We start from the raw sequence: 20,828 nt of genomic DNA, 5'->3' as shown, positions 1-20,828 counted from the left end.
CCGCCCTCGTCCATCGTCGTCCCGCCCCGCCGTCGATTTTCCGCGCGGCCGTCCGCACACCCGTCGTAACCTGGCAATCATGAAACAGTGCACGCACGCCGACGCGCTGCCGCACCCGGAACCCGCGCCGCTCGACGAGACCTGTCCCGAGTGTCTGCGTGACGGTACCCACCCGGTGCAACTGCGGCTCTGCCTCACCTGCGGTCATGTCGGCTGCTGCGACTCGTCGCCCGGCAGACACGCCACCACGCACTACAAGGAGTCCGGGCACCCGATCATGCGCACATTCGAGCCGGGCGAGGACTGGCGCTGGTGCTTCGAGGACCACGTCCTGGTGTGACCGCGCCCGGGCCCTCGACCAGGCCGGAGCCGACTCCGTTTCCGGACGGTTCGACGGTCTGACGTCTGGGTACGTCAACCCGGCGCGCGTTCTTCCCAATTGGAGCCGCAGACCTCTAGACACGGAGCGTGTCCACAGTTTTACTGTGAGTAACGGCAAGGGGTCGGGGTCCCGGGGACAGGAAAGTTGAGAGCGCGATAGCGTCACCGCTGAACCACACTTCGCGTTACCCCGGGGGGCGACCCTCGGCCCCGAAAAGCTTGTACCACCTTGGAGGTGAGGGTGTCCCAGATCGCAGGCGAGCCCGCGACCCAGGACTTCGTCGAAGTCCGGCTGCCGGCCGCGGGTGCCTACCTGTCGGTGCTGCGTACGGCGACTGCCGGTCTCGCGGCCCGTTTGGACTTCACCCTCGACGAGATCGAGGACCTGCGCATCGCGGTGGACGAGGCCTGCGCGATCCTGCTCCAGCAGGCCGTGCCCGGCTCGGTGCTCAGTTGCGTCTTCCGCCTCGTCGACGACTCACTCGAGGTCACCGTCTCGGCGCCGACCACGGACGGTCATGCCCCTTCGCGGGACACCTTCGCCTGGACCGTCCTGTCCGCGCTCGCGGGCAAGGTCTCCTCCGCCGTGGACGAGGACAAAACCGTTTCGATCAGCCTCTACAAACAGCGCGGCGCGGGACCCGGGCCGGCGTGAGGACAGGGGACGGGCCGGTGCGTGACGAAGAGCGCGGCACACGGGAGCTGCCGGCCGAGGGCACAGGCGGGTCCCGACACACGGGGGAATCCATCGACGGCGCTGTCGATGCGGCCGGTGTCGCCGGCATCCCCGAACAGGCCCGGCCGCATCCGGAGGACGACTCCGCCGGGGCCGGCTTCCTGGACGACGGGCAGCGGGACGAGGAAGGTGCCGTGCGGAGCACGTCTCTGGACGGACGGATCGGGGTCTCCCCTGTCCGAGCGGAGACGAGGGCTCGGGGAAGGGCGACGGGCGGGACGATGAGCGAGCACGAGCGAGACGATCAGCAGGGCGAGCAGAGCGGGCGGAGCGGACACGCCGCGCAGCACGACCCTCAGGACCGCAGCGGAGCGCGCGCGCTGTTCATCGAGCTGCGCAAGCTGAAGGACGGCAGCCCGGAGTACGCGGAGCTGCGCAACAAGCTGGTCCGTATGCACCTGCCGCTCGTCGAGCACCTCGCGCGCCGCTTCCGCAACCGCGGCGAGCCGCTGGACGACCTCACCCAGGTCGCCACCATCGGCCTGATCAAGTCGGTCGACCGCTTCGACCCGGAGCGCGGCGTCGAGTTCTCGACGTACGCGACCCCGACGGTCGTCGGCGAGATCAAGCGGCACTTCCGCGACAAGGGCTGGGCGGTCCGCGTCCCGCGCCGGCTCCAGGAGCTGCGCCTGGCCCTGACGACGGCCACCGCCGAGCTCTCCCAGCAGCACGGCCGCTCCCCGACTGTGCACGAGCTGGCCGAGAAGCTGGCCATCTCGGAGGAGGAGGTCCTGGAGGGCCTGGAGTCCGCCAACGCGTACTCCACGCTGTCCCTGGACGTCCCCGACACCGACGACGAGTCCCCGGCGGTCGCCGACACCCTCGGCGCCGAGGACGAGGCGCTGGAGGGCGTCGAGTACCGCGAGTCCCTCAAGCCGCTGCTGGAGGACCTGCCGCCGCGCGAGAAGCGGATCCTGCTGCTGCGCTTCTTCGGCAACATGACCCAGTCGCAGATCGCGCAGGAGGTCGGCATCTCCCAGATGCACGTCTCCCGCCTGCTGGCCCGCACCCTGGCCCAGCTACGGGAGAAGCTCCTCGTGGAGGAGTGACGGTCCCCGTTCCGCGGGCGGTCCCGGTTCGGGCCTGCGCGGATGACGGCGGCGTACGACCGCCCTACCGCTCCCCGTCCTGCGCGCGGCCCGGCCCCTTGATCCCGAGGGCCTGGGTCGTCGCCGGGTTGACCAGGAGGACCAGCGCGGCCACCGCGACGACCGCGAGCGCGATGCCCGCCGGGATCGCCACACTGTCCGCCTGGAGCAGGTTGTAGGCCACGGGCAGCGCCAGGATCTGCGTGATGACGGCGGGCCCCCGGCTCCAGCCGCGCCGCGCGAGCAGCCCGCGCGCGGCGAGCAGCGGCAGCAGGGCGAGGACCACGAGCGTGATGCCGCCGGTGACGGCGGTCTGCCGGTCGTCCGGGTCGCCCGCGAGCCCCTCGACGAGCATCCACACCCCGCCGACGACGAGGGCGAGCCCCTCCAGCGCGGCCAGGGCGGCGGCGTAGGTCAGGCGCCGCGGGCGCGGGCCGGCGGTTTCCTCGGGGGCTGGCGTCTGCTCACTGGTCACCCCTGAAGGGTATCCGTCGCCCCTTCGGCTCCCCCGGCCAGGCGGGGGCAACGCACGGCCGCTCCCGGGGGTTGCCCGGCCCGCCCGTGGCAAGATTCACGCGCCGAAGTCTTACGTGATCCCTACCTCGGCCTGTGCCCGGTACCACCCAGTAGGTACGCTGCAACCCATGCGTGCACTTCTCGTGGTCAATCCGGCGGCAACCACCACAAGCGCACGTACGCGCGATGTCCTGATCCACGCGCTAGCGAGCGAGATGAAACTCGAGGCGGTCACCACCGAGTACCGCGGCCACGCCCGCGACCTCGGGCGGCAGGCGGCGGAGAGCGAGGACATCGACCTGGTCGTGGCCCTGGGCGGCGACGGCACGGTCAACGAGGTCGTGAACGGCCTGCTGCACGCCGGCCCGGACCCCGAGCACCTCCCCGGCCTCGCCGTGGTCCCCGGCGGTTCCACCAACGTCTTCGCCCGCGCCCTGGGCCTGCCCAACGACGCCGTGGAGGCGACCGGCGCCCTGCTGGACGCCCTGCGCGAGGGCAGCGAGCGCACGGTCGGGCTCGGACTGACCTCCGGCACACCCGGCACCGAGGACGAGGCGGTCCCGGGCCGCTGGTTCACCTTCAACGCGGGCCTGGGCTTCGACGCCGGCGTCGTCGGCCGGGTCGAGCAGCAGCGCGAGCGCGGCAGGAAGTCGACGCACGCGCTCTACGTCCGCCAGGCCCTGCGCCAGTTCTTCGGCGAGGCCCACCGCCGGCACGGGACGATCACGCTGGAGCGCCCGGACGCGGAGCCGGTGACCGATCTGGTCCTCTCCATAGTCTCGAACACGTCTCCGTGGACGTTCCTGGGCAATCACCCGATGTACGCGTCGCCTAAGGCGTCGTTCGATAAGGGACTCGACGTACTCGGTCTCAGCCGTATGACGACGGCCTCGGTTGCCCGGTATGGCACCCAGTTGCTCACTTCGTCCCCCGAGCGTGGACCCCATGGCAAGCATGCCGTGTCCCTGCACGACCTGGACCAGTTCACCTTGCATTCGAAGGTGCCTCTGCCCCTTCAGATGGACGGCGACCACCTCGGGCTGCGTACGAGCGTGACGTTCACAGGCGTACGCCGTGCACTGCGTGTGATTGTGTGAGCAGAAGGGGCTAAAGTCCTTTCACTCGAACGTTTAGGCCAGCATCCACCCCATGGAAGTACGGCTGTGACCTAGTCGACACCGAGGAATCAAAAAAAACTTTCCAGAAGGGGTTGTATCCGCCGCTGAGGTTTGCGAGTCTCTACGTGGCGATCGGGACAGCCCGCAACACCGGCTCCACAGATCACCGGAACCCCTCTTCAACTCACAGGACCTCGCCAGGGAAACCTGACGGTCGGCCCTTCACTTGTTGAGGGATTCGTGAAAGCGTTCACATTCACAAGCAACCTGCACGTAATACCAAGGAGAGGTAGCAGCCATGGACTGGCGTCACAACGCCGTTTGCCGCGAGGAAGACCCCGAGCTCTTCTTCCCCATCGGCAACACCGGTCCTGCGCTGCTGCAGATCGAGGAAGCCAAGGCCGTCTGCCGTCGCTGCCCCGTTATGGATCAGTGTCTGCAGTGGGCGCTCGAGTCCGGTCAGGACTCCGGCGTCTGGGGTGGTCTCAGCGAGGACGAGCGTCGTGCGATGAAGCGCCGCGCCGCCCGCAACCGGGCCCGTCAGGCTTCTGCCTGACACACCCACCCCGCCTGAGCTTGGCGGCGCGTACAGCGAGTACGCATCTCCCGCCCCCGAGCCGCAGCGCGCAGTACCCCCGGTGCGCAGCACAAGCTGGCAACGAGCATTCGAGCCCCGGACCACTTCTGGTCCGGGGCTTCTTGCTGCGCTCGATTTCTGAACAGGGGGCGCTTGAGACTTACTTGGCGTGTGTGCCCTGCTCTGTATGCGCCTTGCTCCGTGTGCGCGCTGCTCCGTGTGCGCCCTGCTCCGTGTGCGCGCTGCTCCGTCTGCGCCCTGCTCCGTCTGCGTCTTGCTCCGTGTGCCGTCTTACTTGTTGGCGCGCACCGGGACGTCGAGGATGACGCGGGTGCCGCCCTCCGGAGCCGGGACCATGTCGAACGTGCCGCCCAACTCCCCCTCGACCAGCGTCCGTACGATCTGCAGGCCGAGGTTGCCCGCGGTGTGCGGGTCGAAGCCCTCGGGCAGGCCGACCCCGTCGTCCTGGACCGTGACGAGCAGGCGGGCCTCCTTCGTCGTACCGCCGCGGACCGCCGAGACCTCGACCGTGCCGGTGTCCCCTTCGCGGAAGCCGTGTTCCAGGGCGTTCTGCAGAATCTCGGTGAGCACCATCGACAGCGGGGTGGCGACCTCGGCGTCGAGGATGCCGAAGCGTCCGGTGCGCCGGCCGGTCACCTTGCCCGGTGAGATCTCGGCGACCATCGCGAGGACCCGGTCGGCGATCTCGTCGAACTCCACGCGCTCGTCCAGGTTCTGGGACAGCGTCTCGTGCACGATCGCGATCGACCCGACCCGGCGCACCGCCTCTTCGAGCGCCTCGCGGCCGCGGTCGGAGTCGATGCGGCGGGCCTGGAGGCGCAGGAGGGCGGCGACCGTCTGGAGGTTGTTCTTCACCCGGTGGTGGATCTCCCGGATGGTGGCGTCCTTGGTGATCAACTCGCGCTCGCGGCGCCGCAGTTCGGTGACGTCCCGGAGCAGGACCAGGGAACCGATGCGGGTGCCCTTGGGCTTGAGCGGGATGGCCCTGAACTGGATCACCCCGTCGCCGGACTCGATCTCGAACTCGCGCGGCGCCCAGCCGCTGGCGACCTTGGCGAGCGCCTCGTCCACCGGGCCGCGGGTCGGGGCGAGTTCGGCGGTGGTCTTGCCGAGGTGGTGGCCGACGAGATCGGAGGCGAGACCGAGGCGGTGGTACGCGGACAGTGCGTTCGGCGAGGCGTACTGGACGATGCCGTCCGCGTCGAGACGGATCAGGCCGTCGCCGACGCGCGGGGCGGCGTCCATGTCCATCTGCTGGTTCGCGAACGGGAAGGCGCCGGCCGCGATCATCTGGGCGAGGTCCGAGGCGCTCTGGAGGTAGGTCAGTTCGAGGCGGCTCGGGGTGCGCACGGTGAGCAGGTTGGTGTTGCGCGCGATGACGCCGAGGACGCGGCCGTCCCGTCGTACGGGGATCGACTCGACCCGCACCGGGACCTCCTCGCGCCACTCCGGGTCGCCCTCGCGCACGATCCGCCCCTCGTCGAGGGCGGCGTCGAGGAGGGGGCGGCGGCCGCGCGGGACGAGGTGGCCCACCATGTCGTCCTGGTAGGAGGTGGGGCCGGTGTTGGGCCGCATCTGGGCCACCGAGACATAGCGGGCGCCGTCGCGCGTGGGGACCCACAGGACGAGGTCGGCGAAGGAGAGGTCGGAGAGCAGCTGCCACTCCGAGACCAGCAGATGGAGCCACTCGAGGTCGGAGTCGTCGAGGGCGGTGTGCTGGCGGACCAGTTCGTTCATGGAGGGCACGTGTGCGAGCGTACCTGGCGGTATGTGAGTGGCCTAAAAAACGATGTGAGTGGCCTAAAAACGGCGGCTCGGCGGCTACGGCGTCCGCCTCGACGAGCCCGGAAACACCCGCGGGCCGCGGCGCCTGAGAGGGACCCTCAACCCTCTCGGCACCGCAGCCCGGAGCAATATCGGCCACGGGGTGTGCGGTCCCGGACGGCCGAAGGATGAGGATCCGGGGCAGTCAGGGCAGAGAGCACCGGTTCCTCGGTCCGCCTTCCTGTGCGGGGAGGGCGGAAGTCTGTGTGTTCTGTTGTCAACTCTCCTTACGCATTGTGGACTAGACCACTCGGTGTGTCCATGCGTTGGAGGCTGTTTGTTGTTGTCAGTTCTCCGAGGGTCCCTCGAACTCCTCGACCCGTACTGGAGAACTAGTGGGACGCCCTAGCATCCACCACGCAGCCTAACCCGTGTGGGTTCATGTGCGGGGCCAGATGGCCATGGCAATTTCCGCGAGCGCCTCCAGCTCCTCCCGGCTCGCCCCGTCCCGCGCCTGTTGCGACATGCCCTGGATCATCGCTCCCGTGTGCCGGGCGAGGGCCGCGGCGTCGGTGTCCGCCGGCAGCTCCCCCACGGCGATGTCCGCCTTGATGCGACTCTCGAAGGCGGAGATGTTGGCGTTGCGCCGGTCGCGCAGGGACTCCTCCACCTCGGCGCTGGTGCAGTTGGTGGCCGCGTGGACGACGAGGCAGCCGTGCGGGCGGCCCGGGGCGGTGTACTCGTGGGCCGCCTCCCGCAGCATCCGCTCGACGGCGGCCCGGGCGGTGGGCTCCTCGGCGAGTGCGCGCTCGCCGAAGGAGCCGTAGCGCCTGCCGTACTCGACGACGACCTCCTCGAACAGGGCCCGCTTGTCGCCGAAGGCGGCGTACAGGCTCGGGGCGCCGATGCCCATGACCCGGGTGAGGTCGGAGACGGAGGTGGCCTCGTAGCCGTGCTCCCAGAAGGCGAGGATCGCCTTCTCCAGGGCGGTGGCACGGTCGAAGGAGCGGGGGCGGCCACGGGGTTTTGCCTGCTTGACCTGCGGGTTCTTCTCCTCGGTGCGCTCCATGGAGTGAATTCTATAGGGGCTGCTAGAGAAATGTCGGCGGGCTGTTGTACGGTCTTTCTGTAGCGACCGCTAGGAAAATGCGAAGGGGGCGCCGACATGGGCGTGCTTGCGGGCAGGACAGCTCTCGTCACGGGGGCGAGCAGGGGTATCGGGCGGGGCATCGCCGAGCGTCTGGGCCGGGACGGGGCGCGGGTGGCCGTGCACTACGGGAGGAACGAGACGGCGGCGAAGGAGACGGTCGCCGCGATCGAGGCGGCCGGCGGCTCGGCGTTCGCGATCGGGGCGGAGCTGGGGCTGCCCGGGGACGCCGAGGCGTTGTGGGAGGAGTTCGACCGGCATGCGGACGGGGTGGACATCCTGGTGAACAACGCGGGGATAGGGGTGTCCCGGCCGATCGAGGAGATAGACGAGGCGGAGTACGACCGGGTCTTCGCCGTCAATGTGAAGGCGCCGTTCTTCCTGGTCCGGCACGGCCTGGCCCGCCTGCGGGACGGCGGCCGTGTCATCAACATCTCCTCGGGCCTGGCCCGCACGGCCGCCATGCCGAACAACATGGCGTACGCGATGACGAAGGGCGCGCTGGACGTCTTCTCCCGGGACCTGTCCAAGGTGCTGGGTCCCCGGAACATCACGGTGAACTCGGTGGCCCCGGGCATCATCGCGACCGACAACACGTATGAGCTGCTGCACGCGAGCGAGGACGCGTGGGCGCAGGCGGCGGCCTACTCCGCGCTGGGGCGGGTGGGCGAGACGGCAGACGTGGCGGACGTGGTGTCGTTCCTGGCGTCGGACGCGGGCCGGTGGGTCACGGGGAGCTGGGTGGACGCGACGGGGGGTTCACTGACCTAGGTCTGAACGAGGCCGGGGGTCAGGCCCCTGCCGCCGCCCGCCGCTCAGCCCGCGTTCAACGCCTCACCGTGACCTTCGTTCACCGCGTCTCCGTGACCTAAGTTCACCCCGTCTCCGTGACCTTCGGTCACCGGGGCACCGTGACCTTCGTTCACCGCGTCTCCGTCACCTTCGCCAGCGCGCGGGGCGCGTCCGGGTCCTGGCCGCGGGCGATGGTGACCTCGTAGGCGAGCAGTTGCAGCGGGATGATCTCCAGGACGGGCTGGAGCTCTTCCGCGACGCCCTCGGTCGGCAGGACGAAGCCGGCCGAGGCCTGTTCGACCTGGCCTCGGGGCCCGATGACGACCAGGTCGGCGCCGCGTCCGCGGAGTCGGTCGAGGACGGGCTGGAGCGCCTCGCCGCCCTTGCCGTCGGTGACGACCGCGATGACCGGGGAGACGTTGTCGACCATGGCGAGGGGGCCGTGCAGCAGGTCGGCGCCGGAGTAGGAGAGGGCGGGGATGTAACTGGTCTCCATCAGCTTGAGGGCGGCCTCCTTGGCGGTGGGGTAGCCGTAGCCGCGCGAGGTGATGACCATGCGCTCGGCGAAGCGGTAGCGGGAGGCGAGGGCGCGGATCTCGTCCTGACGGGCGAGGAGTTGTTCGGCGAGGTCGGGCAGGGCCTTGGCGGCGGCGCCGTCGCCGCCGCGCAGTCCCTCGACGAAGAGATAGAGCGCGAGGAGGGAGGCGGTGTAGGTCTTGGTCGCGGGGAGGGCTTTCTCCGGTCCGGCCATGATGTCGAGGTGGTACTCGGAGACGCCGGCCAGCGGTGAGTCGGGGTTGTTGGTGACGGCGAGGGTGATCGCGCCGGCCTCGCGGGCGGCCCGGGTCGAGGCCACGAGGTCGGGGGAGCCGCCGGACTGGCTGACGGTGACGACGAGGACGTCGGTGAGATCGGGGCGGGCGCCGTACGCGGTGGTCGTGGACATGGAGGTGAGGCCGCAGGGCAGGCCGAGGCGGATCTCCAGGAGGTACTTGGCGTAGAGGGCGGCGTTGTCGGAGGTGCCGCGGGCGGTGAGCAGGACGAAGCGGGGCCGCCGGGCGGCGATCTCCTGGGCGGTCTGCCGGATGCCGGGGGCGCCCTGCTCCAGGATGCGGCGCAGTACGGCGGGCTGCTCGGCCATCTCGCGGGCCATGATCCGGCCGGGGAGGTCGTTCCGGGGAGCCTGGGGCGGGGTCGGGGCGGTCATCGCGGGGGCCTCCCGGGGCGTGAGGTGCGGGGGTGCGTAGACGTGCGTAGAGGTGCGGTGGCGCACCAGCATCGCATCGGCAGTCCCATTTCACTCCCCCGGGCGGAACGGCGCCTGTCCTCCATGTGACGCACGGTCGGCGTCCGGCTGGTGGGGAGGCGTCCGCCCTCGTGACCGGCGGCTCCACCCGCCCCTTCTCCCCTGGGCCCGTTGGCCCGATTCTGTTAGATTGGTCTAAACCACATGGCCCGTTTCGGGTCCAGTCGAGCCCTCTCACAGACCGTCTCTCAGATCGGCAGGCCCAGCGTGGAAGTTGTCATCGTTCCGGACGCCAAGGCGGGTGGCGAGCTCATCGCCGAGGCCATGGCGCAGCTCCTGCGGCGCAAGCCCGACGCCCTGCTCGGGGTGGCCACCGGCTCGACGCCGCTGCCCATCTACCAGGCGCTGACGGCCAAGGTGCGGTCCGGTGCCGTGGATGCCTCGCGGGCGCGGATCGCCCAGCTCGACGAGTACGTGGGGCTGCCGGCGGAGCATCCGGAGTCGTACCGTTCGGTGCTGCGCCGTGAGGTGCTGGAGCCGCTCGGGATCGGGATGGACGCGTTCATGGGCCCGGACGGGACCGCCGAGGACATCCCGGGCGCCTGTGAGGCGTACGACGCGGCGCTGGCGGCGGCCGGCGGGGTGGATCTGCAGGTGCTCGGGATCGGGACCGACGGGCACATCGGGTTCAACGAGCCGTGCTCCTCGCTGGCCTCCCGCACCCGGATCAAGACGCTGACCGAGCAGACGCGGGTCGACAACGCGCGGTTCTTCGACGGGGACATCTCCCAGGTCCCGCACCACGTGATCACGCAGGGCATCGGGACGATCCTGGAGGCCCGGCACCTGGTACTGCTGGCCACCGGTGAGGGCAAGGCGGACGCGGTGGCGGCGACGGTGGAAGGGCCGGTCGCGGCCGTGTGCCCGGCGTCGGCTCTCCAGCTCCACCCGCATGCCACCGTCGTCGTCGACGAGGGTGCCGCGTCCAAGCTGAAGCTGGCGGACTACTTCCGGCACACGTACGTCAACAAGCCGGACTGGCAGGGGATCTGAGGCTGCGGCACACAGCGCGCAGGCGCCGGTTCCCTGGTGGGGAACCGGCGCCTGTTGTCGTCGTAGGGACCGCTTGTCGTCGCAGGGACCGCTTGTCGTCGCAGGGACCGCTTGTCGTCGCAGGGACCGCTTGTCGTCGCAGGGACCGCTTGTCGTCGCAGGGACCGCTTGTCGTCGCAGGGACAGCTTGGCGTCGTAGGGGCCCCTACTCCCCCGCGATGACCTCCGCCGCCGCCCGTCCGCACACCCGGGCCGCGCCGTGGGTCGCGATGTGCAGGGCGCCTCGGGGCGGGGCCTGGGGGACGCCCATCTCGACCACGATCGTGTCCGGGCGGGTGCGCAGGACCGAGTCGAGGGCCGAGCCCATCCAGGGGTGGCGGTGCTCGTCGCGGACCACGGCGACGATGCGGCGGCGGCCCGCCGCGGCCAGGGCCGCCATGCCGGCGCCGTCCCCGACGAAGCTGCCGGTGTCGGTGCCGGGCAGGAGGCGGGTGAGTTCCGCGGCCACACCCCACGGGGTCTCGTCGCCGACCGCGATGTTCGCGACCGGGGTGAAGGCGGCGACGAACGGTGCCTCGGCGAGCGGGGTGAAGCCGTCGGCGCCGGTGAGGGTCAGGGCGCGGCGGGCGGCGCGCAGGCCGACGTCCGGGTCGCCGGTGGCCGGGGCGTCCGCCGCCGAGGCCGCCGCCGTCCAGCGAGCGAGGGCGCGGACGCGGTCGGCGGCGTCCGCGAGGCGTTCCTCGGGGAGGTCGCCGGAGCGGACGGCCGAGACCAGGGCGTCGCGCAGCCGTCGTACCGTCTCGTCGTCGGCCAGGCCGCCGCCCACGCAGATCGCGTCGGCGCCGGCCGCGATGGCGAGGACGCTGCCGCGTTCGATGCCGTAGCCGGCGGCGATCGCCTGCATCTCCATGCCGTCGGTGACGATCAGGCCGTCATAGCCGAGTTCGCCGCGCAGCAGGTCGGTCAGGATCTTGCGGGAGAGGGTCGCCGGGTGGTCGGGGTCCAGGGCCGGGACCAGGATGTGGGCGCTCATCACCGCGCGGCTGCCGGCGGCGATCGCGGCGCGGAACGGGGCGAGTTCGCGCTCCGGCAGGACCGAGGCGTCCGCGTCGATGCGGGGCAGGGCGTGGTGGGAGTCGGTCGCGGTGTCGCCGTGGCCCGGGAAGTGCTTGGTGCAGGCCGCCACGCCGGCCGACTGGAGGCCGGTGACATAGGCGGCGGTGTGGCGGGCGACCAGGTCGGCGGCGGAACCGAAGGAGCGGACCCCGATCACGGGATTCGACGGGTTCGAGTTCACGTCCGCCGAGGGGGCCCAGTTGAGGTTCACCCCGCAGGCGGCGAGACGGCGGCCGAGTTCGAAGGCGACCTCGCGGGTGAGGTCCACGTCGTCGACCGCGCCCAGGGCGTGGTTGCCGGGGAAGCTGGAGCCGGTGCGCACCTCAAGACGTGTGACGTCGCCGCCCTCCTCGTCGATCGCGACCAGGACGTCGTCGCGCTCGGCGCGCAACTGGGCGGTCAGGGCGGAGAGTTGGTCCGGCGAGGCGATGTTGCGGCCGAACAGGCCCACCGAGGCCAGGCCCTCGCCCAGGCGGCGCAGCAGCCAGTCGGGGGCGGTGGTGCCGGTGAAGCCGGGCTGGAGGACCGTGAGCGCGTCGCGCGTGAGGGTGTCGGTGCCCTTGGCGAAAGTCGTCATCGGGTGGCGTTATCCCTTCACCGCGCCGGCCGTCAGACCATTGACGGCCCTGCGCTGCAGGAAGACGAAGAGGATCAGGATCGGGACGGCGAAGAGGGAGGACGCCGCCATGGTCGCGCCCCAGTCGTCGCCGAAGGCGGTCTGGAAGCTGGACAGCCACAGGGGCAGGGTCTGGGCCTCCGCCTCCTTGTTCAGGACCAGGACCAGCGGGAACTCGTTCCAGGCGGTGATGAAGCCGAAGAGCGAGGTGGACATCAGACCGGGGGCGAGCAGCGGGAGGATCACCTTGCGGAAGGCCTGAGCGCGGGTGCAGCCGTCGACCATCGCCGCCTCCTCCAGTTCCTTGGGCACGGCGGCGACGAAGCCGCGCAGCGTCAGGATCGTGAAGGGCAGGATCATCATCATGTAGAAGGCGGTCAGCGGGACCAGGCTGTTCAGCATGGACGCGTCCCGCACGATCATGTACATCGCGATGATCATGACCTCCCAGGGCGCCATCTGGGCCAGCATGAACCCGATGATGAAGCCCCGGCGGCCCTTGAACCGCATCCGGGCGAGCGCGAAGGCGCCGGCCAGGGCGACGGCGAGGGACAGGAGGACCGCGCAGACCGTGACGATCAGCGAGTTGGTGACGTACGTCCAGAAGTGGTCGACGCCCGTGGCGGTCTTGAAGTGCTCGAAGGTGATGTGGGTCGGGAACCAGACCGGGTTCTCCGAGATGATGTCGCCGGTCGGCTTGAGGGCCGTGGCGAACATCCAGTAGACGGGGAAGACGAAGCCGGCGAACAGGATGACGGCCGTGGCGTTGGGCCAGATGCGGCTGAGCAGCGAGCGCTTCACAGCTCGTCCTCCTCTTGCTTGAGCACGATCCGCAGGTAGTACGCGGTGATGACCAGCAGGATCAGGATGGTCAGGACGGCGATCGCGGCGCCCATGCCGTAGTGCTGGTTGCCGACGCCCTCGATGTAGGCGTAGACGGGCAGGATCTCGGTGAGCCGGTCGGGGCCGCCGCCGTTGATGGTGAAGACCTGCACGAACGCCTTGAAGATCCAGATGACCTCCAGGAAGGTCGTGGCGTAGAGGAAGGGGCGCAGGAACGGCAGCGTCACGGTCGTGAAGCTCTTCCAGGCGCCCGCGCCGTCCAGGGCCGCGGCCTCGTACAGCTCACCGGGGATCGTGGTCGTGGCGGCGTACAGGTTGATGGCGACGAACGGGATCGACTGCCAGACGATCAGCACGGTCACGACGAAGAACGTCGACAGCTGGCTGCTGGTCCAGCTGTAGTCGGCCATGGAGTGCCAACCGAGCTTGTCCAGGACCCAGTTGACGACGCCGAAGCGTTGGGCGAAGAGCCACTGGTAGACGGTGGTCGCGGCGACCACGGGCATCGCCCAGGCCAGCACGAGCCCGATCATCAGGGTGACCCGCATCCGCTTGCCGAGGCGGGCAAGGAGCAGGCCGACCAGGGCGCCCAGGAGCATGGTCAGGACGACGTTGACGGCCGTGAAGAGGATCGAGCGGCCGGTGACGCGCCAGAAGTCCTCGCCGGTGAGGGCCTGTTTGTAGTTCTCGATGCCGTTCCACTCGGTGACATGCTGGATCAGCTGTCCCATGTTGAGGTTCTGGAACGACAGCAGGAGGTCCTTCAGCAGCGGCCAGCCGAGCAGCAGCACGGTGGCCGCGCAGGCCGGCAGCAGCAGGAGGTACGGGGCGAGCGCGCCCGCGCGGGAGGCGGGCCGCTGCGCACCGGGCCCCCGCTGGTCCACTTTCGTCACGTCCACCGGACCGGAGGGCGGCCGTTCGGTCTGCACGGTCATGCTCGCGTCTCTCTACTCGACCTACCGGAAGGCGGGGCGGGGACCGTCGGCCGGCCCCCGCCCCGTTGCCCTTACTGCTGCTGGGCGAGGCGCTTGTTGAACTCGCTCTCGACCTGCTTGGCGGCCTCGGCCGGTGACTTGCCGTTGAGGACGGCGGTCATGTACGTCTTGACCGGGTTGGGGGCGTTCTCGACCGCGGCCCACTCGGGGATCAGCGGCGTGGTGCCACCACCGGCGGCGGCCGGCGCGGCGGCCTCGGCGACGGCGTTGCCCTTCAGGTTGCTCTGGAGGGCCTCCTTGTTCGGGATGACGCCGTTGAGCTTGGCCAGCTCGCCCTCGTACTTGTCGGACAGGGCGATCTTCAGGAACTCCTTGGCGAGCTCCTGCTTCTTGCTGCCCGCGGCGACCGCGAGGTTGGAGCCGCCGAGGAAGACACCCTCGGGCTTGTCGGCCGTGGCACCGGGGATGGTGAAGTAGCCGATGTCCGACTCGATCTTCTTGTTGGCGGCGATGGCCGTGCCGGCCTCCCAGCCCATGCCGATGAAGGCACCGACGTTGCCCTTGGCGAAGACCTCGGCCTGCTGCGGGGTGGCCTCGTCCTTGTCCTTGGGGGCCTTGGACAGGGCCTGGAACTTCTTGTAGGTCTCCATGGCGGCGGCGACCTTCGGGTCGGCCAGGTTGGAGACGTACTTGTCGCCGTCCTTCTTCACCAGCTCGGCGCCCTCACCGATGGTGAGACCGACGAAGTGGTACCAGTTCTGGCCGGGCAGGTAGATCGGCTCGGCCTTGGTCTTCTCGCCGATCTGCTTGAGGTCGGCGTAGAACTCGTCCCGGGTCTTCGGGGTGTCCTTGATGCCGGCGTCGGCCCAGACCTTCTTGTTGTAGATGACGACGCGGTTGGCGAAGTACCAGGGCGCCGCGTACTGCTTGCCGTCGTAGATCGAGGACTTGTTCAGGGACTCGGTCCAGTCGGCGCCGATCGACGACTTGAGGTCGGCGAGGTCGGCGAGGCCGCCGGTCTTGGCGTAGGCCGGGGTCTGGGTGTTGCCGATCTCGAAGACGTCGGGCGGGTTCTCCTCCGACAGGGCGGTGGTCAGCTTCTGCTGGATGCCGTTCCACTGCTGGATCTCGAACTTGACCTTGGCCTTGGTCTTCTTCTCGAAGGCGGCCTGGACGTCCTTCTGCCACTGGTCCGGCGAGGAGCCGTCCATGACCCAGACGGTGAGGGTCTGGCCGGCGTAACCGTCCGCCCCCGCCTTGTCACCACTGTCGCCGTCGTCGCCCCCACACGCCGCGACGGAGACCAACATGGCCGCGACACCGATCGCGGTAATGAGCTTGCGCTTCACGCCATCCTCCTCAGGATGCCCACACCCCCCGCCCACGAAGCTGGGGCCCTGGACCAATGGTGTAGACCAGTACCGGGAGCTTGGACCAGACCACGGGGCCTGTCAAGGGTGTCCGAACAGCCTCTGACCAGCCGTTATCCGACCTACATATGCAGGAACCTTTAAGTAAGAAGCCAGCGAAAACAGTGCTGCCGGAGTACTGTCTTCCACTAGACCACTTGAGGCTATGGACTAGACCAAAAGAGTTGGCGACGGTATACAGAGGGGATCACGATGCGACCCGCATCCGGAGCCGGGAAGGCAGAGGCATGAGCACCGAGGTCAGCAGCGCGGAGAACGAGGGTGGGGCGACCGTCCGAACCGCGCGCGTGCCCAAGTACTACCGCCTGAAGAAGCACCTGCTCGACATGACCGAGACCCAGGCACCCGGCACGCCCGTCCCGCCCGAGCGCACGCTCGCGGCCGAGTTCGACACCTCGCGCACCACCGTGCGCCAGGCCCTCCAGGAACTCGTCGTCGAGGGCCGCCTGGAACGCATCCAGGGCAAGGGCACGTTCGTCGCCAAGCCCAAGGTCTCGCAGGCGCTGCAACTCACCTCTTACACCGAGGACATGCGCGCCCAGGGTCTCGAACCCACCTCGCAGCTCCTCGACATCGGCTACATCACCGCCGACGACCGCCTCGCCGAACTCCTCGACATCACCGCCGGCGGCCGGGTGCTGCGCATCGAACGGCTGCGCATGGCCAACGGCGAGCCGATGGCCATCGAGACGACCCACCTGAGCGCCAAGCGCTTCCCGGCCCTGCGCCGCTCGCTGGTCAAGTACACGTCCCTGTACACGGCGTTGGCCGAGGTCTACGACGTCCATCTCGCCGAGGCCGAGGAGACCATCGAGACCTCCCTGGCCACCCCGCGCGAGGCCGGCCTGCTCGGCACCGACGTCGGCCTGCCGATGCTGATGCTGTCCCGCCACTCCTTCGACAAGGACGGCGAGCCGGTGGAGTGGGTGCGGTCGGTGTACCGGGGGGACCGGTACAAGTTCGTGGCACGCCTGAAGAGGCCGGTGGACTAGTGCCGGTGGTGTAGCGCAACCGCACATCCTGCTCTACGGTCCTCCCGTCTCCGTATGGACGGGAGGACCGCCCTGTGCGTACCGCGAACGTCCGAACCACCGTCATCTGGACCCTTGTCGCGCTGGTCGGAGCCACCGGCTGGGCCGTGCTCGCGCTCGCCCGCGGCGAGGACGTCTCCGCCGCCTGGATGGTCGCCGCGGCCCTCGGCTCGTACGCCATCGCCTATCGCTTCTACGCGAAGTTCATCGCGTACCAGGTCCTCAAGGTCGACCGGACCAGGGCCACCCCGGCCGAGCGCCTGAACAACGGCATCGACTTCCATCCCACCGACCGACGGGTCCTCCTCGGCCATCACTTCGCCGCGATCGCCGGCGCCGGCCCGCTCGTCGGCCCCGTACTGGCCGCGCAGATGGGCTACTTGCCCGGCACGATCTGGATCATCGCGGGCGTCGTCTTCGCCGGGGCCGTGCAGGACATGGTGGTGCTGTTCTTCTCGACCCGCCGCGACGGACGCTCCCTCGGCCAGATGGCCCGCGAGGAGATCGGCCCGTTCGGCGGCGCGGCCGCGCTCATCGCCGCCTTCGCCATCATGATCATCCTGCTCGGGGTGCTGGCGCTGGTCATCGTCAACGCCCTCGCCCAGTCCCCCTGGGGCACCTTCTCCATCGCGATGACGATCCCGATCGCCCTGCTGATGGGCTTCTATCTGCGCGTCCTGCGCCCCGGCCGGGTCAGCGAGGTCTCGCTCATCGGCGTGGCCCTGCTGCTGCTCGCGCTGGTCGCCGGGCGCTGGGTGGCGGAGTCGTCCTGGGCCGACACCTTCACGCTCGCCCCCTCGACGCTGGTCGTCTGGCTGGTGGCGTACGGCTTCATCGCGTCGATCCTGCCGGTGTGGATGCTCCTCGCACCCCGCGACTACCTCTCCACCTTCATGAAGATCGGCACCATCCTCCTGCTGGCGCTGGGCGTCGTGATCGCGCTGCCCACGCTGAAGATGGACGCGGTGACGGACTTCGCCTCGCGCGGCAACGGCCCTGTCTTCGCCGGGTCGTTGTTCCCCTTCGTCTTCATCACCATCGCCTGCGGGGCGCTGTCCGGCTTCCACTCGCTCATTTCGAGTGGCACCACGCCCAAGATGATCCAGAAGGAGACGCAGGTCCGCATGATCGGCTACGGCTCCATGCTGATGGAGTCGTCGGTGGCCGTCATGGCGCTGGTCGCGGCCAGCATCATCGACCCGGGCCTGTACTTCGCGATGAACGCGCCCTCCGGGGCCATCGGCACCACCGTGCAGGAAGCGTCCCGGGTGGTGACCGGCTGGGGCTACTCCATCTCCCCGGACGACCTGGCCCGAGCCGCCGAACGCGTCGAGGAATCAAGCCTGTTGTCCCGCACCGGCGGCGCGCCCACGCTCGCCATCGGTGTCTCGGAGATCTTCTCCAAGGTCACCGGCGGGAGCCTGCGCGCCTTCTGGTACCACTTCGCGATCATGTTCGAGGCGCTGTTCATCCTGACCGCGCTGGACGCCGGTACCCGCGTGGGCCGGTTCATGCTCCAGGACATGCTGGGCAACGTCATCAGGCCCTTCAAGAACGTGAGCTGGAAGCCCGGACTCGTCATCACCAGCGCGCTCGTGTGCGGACTGTGGGGCTACTTCCTCTGGGTGGGCGTCCACGAACCGCTCGGCGGGATCAACCAGCTCTTCCCGATCTTCGGCATCTCCAACCAGCTGCTCGCCGCCGTCGCCCTGGCCGTCTGCACCACCCTGCTGGTGAAGTCCGGGCGCCTCAAGTGGGCCTGGATCACCGGCGTCCCGCTCGTCTGGGACGCCACCGTCACGCTGACCGCGAGCTGGCAGAAGGTGTTCTCCGACGACCCCAAGGTGGGCTTCTTCAAGCAGCGGTCCGTCTTCCAGGACGCCATCGACCGGGGTGAGGTCCTGCCGCCCGCGAAGAACATGGACGACATGCACACCGTGGTCACCAACTCCACGGTCGACGGCGTCCTCACCGCGGTCCTCGCCCTGCTGATCGTGGTGGTGATCGCCGACGCGCTGAGGGTCTGTGTCCGGCATGTACGACGCCCGGCCCTCTCCACGCTGAGCGAGGCGCCGTACGTCGAGTCGAAACTCGTCGCCCCGGCCGGGCTGTTCCCGACCCGCGAGGAGAAGGAGGAGGAGGCACGCCATGAGGTCGGCACTGCGGCGGGCCCTTGAGAAGGTGCGCTGGTACGTACGGGAGTTGACCGACGAGTCGGCCTACGACCGCTATGTCGCGCACGTCCGCCGGGACCACCCGCAGGCGGACGTGCCGACCCGGCGGGAGTTCGAGCGGATGCGGACGGACCGGCAGGAGGCGGACCCGCGCCAGGGTTTCCGCTGCTGCTGACGGCGGAATCCAGCAACCGTTGACACCGATGTCGGACCTTCACCGAATCGACATACCGATATGCGGACGAGGTCTTCCACTCCTGTCACACCGTGACCTAGATTGCCTGCGCGTTACACGGTGATCAGTGATGAGGGGATCGGAGCCGCCGCATGTCATCAGATTCGCCCGAGGCCAGACCACCGGTGGTGACACCCGTGCGCGTGGTCATCGCCCTCTGCCTCCTCGCGCCCTTCGTGGCGATGCTGTGGGTGGGGTCGTACGCGAAGGTCGACCCGGCCTTCATCGGCATCCCCTTCTTCTACTGGTACCAGATGCTGTGGGTGCTGATCTCCACCGCGCTGACGATGACCGCGTACAAGCTGTGGCAGCGTGACCAGCGCGCCCGTCGTGGAGGTGCCCAGTGAACGACGGCGTGAACGGCGTCGCGCTCGGCGTCTTCGTCTTCTTCTTCCTGGCCGTCACGGTCATGGGCTTCCTCGCCGCGCGCTGGCGCAAGGCAGAGAACGAGCACAGCCTCGACGAGTGGGGCCTGGGCGGGCGGTCGTTCGGCACCTGGGTCACCTGGTTCCTGCTCGGCGGCGACCTCTACACGGCGTACACCTTCGTCGCCGTCCCCGCGGCCATCTACGCGGCGGGCGCGGCCGGCTTCTTCGCCGTGCCGTACACGATCCTCGTCTACCCGCTGATCTTCACCTTCCTGCCCCGCCTCTGGTCGGTGTCGCACAAGCACGGCTATGTGACGACCTCCGACTTCGTGCGCGGACGCTTCGGTTCCAAGGGCCTGTCGCTCGCGGTCGCCGTCACCGGCATCCTCGCGACCATGCCGTACATCGCCCTCCAGCTCGTCGGCATCCAGGCGGTCCTGGACGTCATGGGCGTCGGCGGCGGCGAGGACACCAACTGGTTCGTGAAGGACCTGCCGCTGCTGATCGCGTTCGGTGTGCTGGCCGCGTACACCTACTCGTCCGGTCTGCGCGCTCCCGCGCTGATCGCGTTCGTGAAGGACACGCTGATCTACATCGTCATCGCGGTGGCGATCATCTACATCCCGATCAAGCTGGGCGGGTTCGACGAGATCTTCGCCAAGGCGGGCGAGGCGTACAGCCAGACCAATCCGGCGACGGGCGCGCCGCGCGGTGCGCTGGTGCCGGGTGAGCCGGGCCAATGGACCTACGCCACGCTGGCGTTGGGCTCCGCGCTCGCGCTGTTCATGTACCCGCACTCGATCACCGCGACGCTCTCCTCCAGGAGCCGTGAGGTGATCCGCCGCAACACCACGATCCTGCCGCTGTATTCGCTGATGCTGGGTCTGCTGGCGCTGCTGGGCTTCATGGCGATCGCGGCCGGGGTCAAGGTCACCAACGGCCAGTTGGCGATCCCGCAGCTGTTCGAGGACATGTTCCCGGCGTGGTTCGCGGGCGTGGCCTTCGCGGCGATCGGCATCGGCGCGCTGGTCCCGGCAGCGATCATGTCGATCGCGGCGGCGAACCTCTTCACCCGCAACATCTACAAGGACTTCATCAAGCCGGACGCCACTCCGGAGCAGGAGACCAAGGTCTCCAAGCTGGTGTCCCTGCTGGTGAAGGTCGGCGCGCTGGTCTTCGTCCTCACCATGGACAAGACGGTCGCCATCAACTTCCAGCTGCTGGGCGGCATCTGGATCCTCCAGACCTTCCCGGCCCTGGTCGGCGGTCTGTTCACCCGCTGGTTCCACCGCTGGGCGCTGCTCGCCGGCTGGGCGGTCGGCATGATCTACGGCACGGTCGCCGCATACGGCGTCGCCTCGCCGACGCAGAAGCACTTCGGCGGCTCCGCGAAGGAGATCCCCGGCATCGGCGAGATCGGCTACATCGGCCTGACGGCGTTCGTCCTGAACGTGGTGGTGACGGTGGTCCTGACCTTCGTCCTGAAGGCCTTCAAGGCCCCCGAGGGCATCGACGAGACGAGCCCGGAGGACTACACGGCGGACGCGGGCGACCCGGGCGTCCAGGTGGAGCTTCCCCCGGCAACTGCTGGCGCCGCTCACTAGAGGCCCCTAGGGGCGCGGGGCTGTTTCGATGTGCGGC

20 protein-coding genes are annotated in these 20,828 nt (G+C 69.3%); 12 read left to right on the top strand and 8 right to left on the bottom strand.

What is annotated here, in order from left to right:
* The first annotated feature begins 79 nt into the window (after positions 1–79).
* The 3 genes from EJC51_RS32270 (at position 80) to EJC51_RS32260 (ending at position 2,166) form a co-directional block, all read left to right on the top strand.
* Complete coding sequence (locus EJC51_RS32270; protein WP_126274289.1) at positions 80–340, top strand: UBP-type zinc finger domain-containing protein; 261 nt, start codon at positions 80–82, stop codon at positions 338–340.
* 282 nt (positions 341–622) lie between these two features.
* Complete coding sequence (locus EJC51_RS32265; RefSeq protein ID WP_004925829.1) at positions 623–1,036, top strand: ATP-binding protein; 414 nt, start codon at positions 623–625, stop codon at positions 1,034–1,036.
* Positions 1,037–1,053: 17 nt separating this feature from the next.
* Entirely contained in the window at positions 1,054–2,166 is a 1,113-nt protein-coding gene (locus EJC51_RS32260; RefSeq protein WP_425276813.1) for an RNA polymerase sigma factor SigF, read from the top strand.
* A gap of 64 nt (positions 2,167–2,230) precedes the next feature.
* Here the strand turns inward: EJC51_RS32260 and EJC51_RS32255 are convergent, their stop codons facing one another.
* On the bottom strand, positions 2,231–2,680 hold the full coding sequence (locus tag EJC51_RS32255; RefSeq protein WP_126274287.1) for a hypothetical protein: 450 nt from the start codon (positions 2,678–2,680) through the stop codon (positions 2,231–2,233).
* Between the two features lie 169 nt (positions 2,681–2,849).
* Between EJC51_RS32255 and EJC51_RS32250 the strand changes: the two genes are divergently transcribed.
* Positions 2,850–3,818 (top strand): diacylglycerol/lipid kinase family protein, encoded by a 969-nt coding sequence (locus EJC51_RS32250; RefSeq protein WP_079309607.1) that lies wholly within the window; start codon positions 2,850–2,852, stop codon positions 3,816–3,818.
* A 319-nt stretch (positions 3,819–4,137) separates the two neighbouring features.
* Complete coding sequence (locus EJC51_RS32245; protein ID WP_006142322.1) at positions 4,138–4,395, top strand: WhiB family transcriptional regulator; 258 nt, start codon at positions 4,138–4,140, stop codon at positions 4,393–4,395.
* A gap of 312 nt (positions 4,396–4,707) precedes the next feature.
* Here the strand turns inward: EJC51_RS32245 and EJC51_RS32240 are convergent, their stop codons facing one another.
* Both EJC51_RS32240 and EJC51_RS32235 read right to left on the bottom strand, forming a co-directional pair.
* A complete protein-coding gene (locus EJC51_RS32240; protein WP_059192407.1) occupies positions 4,708–6,174 on the bottom strand; it encodes a sensor histidine kinase in 1,467 nt (488 codons plus the stop codon).
* 466 nt (positions 6,175–6,640) lie between these two features.
* Positions 6,641–7,270 carry a TetR/AcrR family transcriptional regulator gene (locus EJC51_RS32235; protein WP_126274286.1) on the bottom strand — a complete coding sequence of 210 codons (630 nt, stop codon included), beginning with the start codon at positions 7,268–7,270 and terminating at the stop codon, positions 6,641–6,643.
* A gap of 96 nt (positions 7,271–7,366) precedes the next feature.
* Here EJC51_RS32235 and EJC51_RS32230 point away from each other — a divergent pair, with 96 nt between their 5' ends.
* Positions 7,367–8,119 carry an SDR family oxidoreductase gene (locus EJC51_RS32230; protein ID WP_126274285.1) on the top strand — a complete coding sequence of 251 codons (753 nt, stop codon included), beginning with the start codon at positions 7,367–7,369 and terminating at the stop codon, positions 8,117–8,119.
* Positions 8,120–8,270: 151 nt separating this feature from the next.
* On the opposite strand, the gene EJC51_RS32225 is transcribed toward EJC51_RS32230, so the two are convergent.
* Positions 8,271–9,347 carry an SIS domain-containing protein gene (locus EJC51_RS32225; RefSeq protein ID WP_126274284.1) on the bottom strand — a complete coding sequence of 359 codons (1,077 nt, stop codon included), beginning with the start codon at positions 9,345–9,347 and terminating at the stop codon, positions 8,271–8,273.
* A 306-nt stretch (positions 9,348–9,653) separates the two neighbouring features.
* Here EJC51_RS32225 and nagB point away from each other — a divergent pair, with 306 nt between their 5' ends.
* Complete coding sequence (gene nagB, locus EJC51_RS32220; protein ID WP_126274283.1) at positions 9,654–10,439, top strand: glucosamine-6-phosphate deaminase; 786 nt, start codon at positions 9,654–9,656, stop codon at positions 10,437–10,439.
* A gap of 205 nt (positions 10,440–10,644) precedes the next feature.
* Here the strand turns inward: nagB and EJC51_RS32215 are convergent, their stop codons facing one another.
* The 4 genes from EJC51_RS32215 to EJC51_RS32200 form a co-directional block, all read right to left on the bottom strand.
* Positions 10,645–12,132 (bottom strand): glycoside hydrolase family 3 protein, encoded by a 1,488-nt coding sequence (locus EJC51_RS32215; RefSeq protein ID WP_126274282.1) that lies wholly within the window; start codon positions 12,130–12,132, stop codon positions 10,645–10,647.
* Between the two features lie 9 nt (positions 12,133–12,141).
* Complete coding sequence (locus EJC51_RS32210; RefSeq protein WP_126274281.1) at positions 12,142–12,972, bottom strand: carbohydrate ABC transporter permease; 831 nt, start codon at positions 12,970–12,972, stop codon at positions 12,142–12,144.
* Positions 12,969–13,949 carry a carbohydrate ABC transporter permease gene (locus EJC51_RS32205; RefSeq protein WP_126274280.1) on the bottom strand — a complete coding sequence of 327 codons (981 nt, stop codon included), beginning with the start codon at positions 13,947–13,949 and terminating at the stop codon, positions 12,969–12,971. The genes EJC51_RS32210 and EJC51_RS32205 overlap by 4 nt, the downstream gene beginning before the upstream one ends.
* A 71-nt stretch (positions 13,950–14,020) precedes the next feature.
* Positions 14,021–15,298, bottom strand: a complete 1,278-nt coding sequence (locus tag EJC51_RS32200; RefSeq protein WP_126274279.1) for an extracellular solute-binding protein — start codon at positions 15,296–15,298, stop codon at positions 14,021–14,023.
* A gap of 308 nt (positions 15,299–15,606) precedes the next feature.
* Here EJC51_RS32200 and EJC51_RS32195 point away from each other — a divergent pair, with 308 nt between their 5' ends.
* The 5 genes from EJC51_RS32195 to mctP all read left to right on the top strand — a co-directional run bounded on the left by EJC51_RS32195 (position 15,607) and on the right by mctP (position 20,791).
* A complete protein-coding gene (locus tag EJC51_RS32195; RefSeq protein WP_079309601.1) occupies positions 15,607–16,371 on the top strand; it encodes a GntR family transcriptional regulator in 765 nt (254 codons plus the stop codon).
* Positions 16,372–16,445: 74 nt separating this feature from the next.
* A complete protein-coding gene (locus EJC51_RS32190; RefSeq protein ID WP_126274278.1) occupies positions 16,446–18,587 on the top strand; it encodes a carbon starvation CstA family protein in 2,142 nt (713 codons plus the stop codon).
* A complete protein-coding gene (locus tag EJC51_RS32185) occupies positions 18,559–18,759 on the top strand; it encodes a CstA-like transporter-associated (seleno)protein (RefSeq protein ID WP_126274277.1) in 201 nt (66 codons plus the stop codon). Before EJC51_RS32190 ends, EJC51_RS32185 begins: the two co-directional genes overlap by 29 nt.
* Before the next feature lie 152 nt (positions 18,760–18,911).
* Positions 18,912–19,166, top strand: a complete 255-nt coding sequence (locus EJC51_RS32180) for a DUF3311 domain-containing protein (protein WP_126274276.1) — start codon at positions 18,912–18,914, stop codon at positions 19,164–19,166.
* Complete coding sequence (mctP, locus tag EJC51_RS32175; protein ID WP_126274275.1) at positions 19,163–20,791, top strand: monocarboxylate uptake permease MctP; 1,629 nt, start codon at positions 19,163–19,165, stop codon at positions 20,789–20,791. Before EJC51_RS32180 ends, mctP begins: the two co-directional genes overlap by 4 nt.
* Positions 20,792–20,828: the final 37 nt, after the last annotated feature.

The organism is Streptomyces aquilus (assembly GCF_003955715.1).
In the GTDB taxonomy this organism is placed as follows: Bacteria; Actinomycetota; Actinomycetes; order Streptomycetales; family Streptomycetaceae; genus Streptomyces; species Streptomyces aquilus.
This window is presented reverse-complemented; position numbering and strand designations above follow the sequence as displayed.

Coding starts and splice junctions, on each gene's coding strand:
- EJC51_RS32240 (WP_059192407.1), bottom strand. CDS start 6,174: ATGAACGAACTGGTCCGCCAGCACACCGCCCTCGACGACTCCGACCTC.
- EJC51_RS32215 (WP_126274282.1), bottom strand. CDS start 12,132: ATGACGACTTTCGCCAAGGGCACCGACACCCTCACGCGCGACGCGCTC.
- EJC51_RS32205 (WP_126274280.1), bottom strand. CDS start 13,949: ATGACCGTGCAGACCGAACGGCCGCCCTCCGGTCCGGTGGACGTGACG.
- EJC51_RS32250 (WP_079309607.1), top strand. CDS start 2,850: ATGCGTGCACTTCTCGTGGTCAATCCGGCGGCAACCACCACAAGCGCA.
- EJC51_RS32270 (WP_126274289.1), top strand. CDS start 80: ATGAAACAGTGCACGCACGCCGACGCGCTGCCGCACCCGGAACCCGCG.
- EJC51_RS32245 (WP_006142322.1), top strand. CDS start 4,138: ATGGACTGGCGTCACAACGCCGTTTGCCGCGAGGAAGACCCCGAGCTC.
- EJC51_RS32225 (WP_126274284.1), bottom strand. CDS start 9,347: ATGACCGCCCCGACCCCGCCCCAGGCTCCCCGGAACGACCTCCCCGGC.
- EJC51_RS32235 (WP_126274286.1), bottom strand. CDS start 7,270: ATGGAGCGCACCGAGGAGAAGAACCCGCAGGTCAAGCAGGCAAAACCC.
- EJC51_RS32230 (WP_126274285.1), top strand. CDS start 7,367: ATGGGCGTGCTTGCGGGCAGGACAGCTCTCGTCACGGGGGCGAGCAGG.
- EJC51_RS32185 (WP_126274277.1), top strand. CDS start 18,559: ATGAGGTCGGCACTGCGGCGGGCCCTTGAGAAGGTGCGCTGGTACGTA.
- EJC51_RS32180 (WP_126274276.1), top strand. CDS start 18,912: ATGTCATCAGATTCGCCCGAGGCCAGACCACCGGTGGTGACACCCGTG.
- EJC51_RS32195 (WP_079309601.1), top strand. CDS start 15,607: ATGAGCACCGAGGTCAGCAGCGCGGAGAACGAGGGTGGGGCGACCGTC.